The sequence below is a fragment of the Geodermatophilus sp. YIM 151500 genome (genome assembly GCF_025716945.1).
GTDB lineage: Bacteria > Actinomycetota > Actinomycetes > Mycobacteriales > Geodermatophilaceae > YIM-151500.
The window spans coordinates 1-1,029 of sequence record NZ_JAOVZT010000045.1 but is presented as its reverse complement, the minus strand read 5'-3'; the positions used below and the strand labels follow the sequence as shown (position 1 = coordinate 1,029).

The 1,029-nt window shown below is 70.0% G+C and carries 1 protein-coding gene; it reads left to right on the top strand.

Annotated elements, in window-relative coordinates:
* The coding region (locus OF117_RS22070; RefSeq protein WP_263555009.1) for an inositol-3-phosphate synthase at window positions 1-1,029 on the top strand (1,029 nt) is incomplete at its 5' end.

Below are 1,029 nucleotides of genomic sequence, written 5' to 3'. Positions count from 1 at the left end.
CTGGTGCAGGGCGTCGAGTACTACCGGGACGCCGAGCCGGGCATCCGCGTGCCGGGCCTGATGCACGTCGAGTTCGGCGGCTACCACGTGCGGGACGTGGAGTTCGTGGCGGCGTTCGACGTCGACGGCAAGAAGGTCGGCCGGGACCTGTCCGAGGCGATCGTGGCCAGCGAGAACAACACCATCAAGATCTGCGACGTGCCGCCGCTGGGCGTGCCGGTGCAGCGCGGGCACACCCACGACGGGCTGGGCCGCTACTACCGGGAGACCATCACCGAGTCCGACGAACCCCCCGTCGACGTCGCCGCCGCGCTGCGCGACGCCCGCGCCGACGTGCTGGTCTGCTACCTGCCGGTGGGCTCCCAGACCGCCACCGAGTTCTACGCCCAGGCCGCCCTGGACGCCGGCGTCGCCTTCGTCAACGCGCTGCCGGTGTTCATCGCCGGCACCCCCGCCTGGGCCGCCAAGTTCACCGCCGCCGGCCTGCCCATCGTCGGCGACGACATCAAGTCCCAGGTCGGCGCCACCATCACCCACCGGGTGCTGGCCAAGCTGTTCGAGGACCGCGGCGTGCACCTGGACCGCACCATGCAGCTCAACGTCGGCGGCAACATGGACTTCAAGAACATGCTCGAACGCGACCGGCTGGAATCCAAGAAGATCTCCAAGACCCAGTCGGTCACCTCCCAGATCGAGCGCGACCTGGGCGCCGGCAACGTGCACATCGGCCCCTCGGACCACGTGCCCTGGCTGTCCGACCGCAAATGGGCCTACGTCCGGCTGGAGGGCCGCGCCTTCGGCGACGTCCCGCTGGCCCTGGAGTACAAGCTGGAGGTCTGGGACTCCCCCAACTCCGCCGGCATCATCATCGACGCCGTCCGCGCCGCCAAGATCGCTCTCGACCGGGGCATCGGCGGCCCGCTGCTGGCCGCCTCCTCCTACTTCATGAAGAGCCCCCCGCAGCAGTACCCCGACAGCCAGGCCCGCGACCTCGTCGAAGCCTTCATCCGCGGCGACATCGACCGCTGA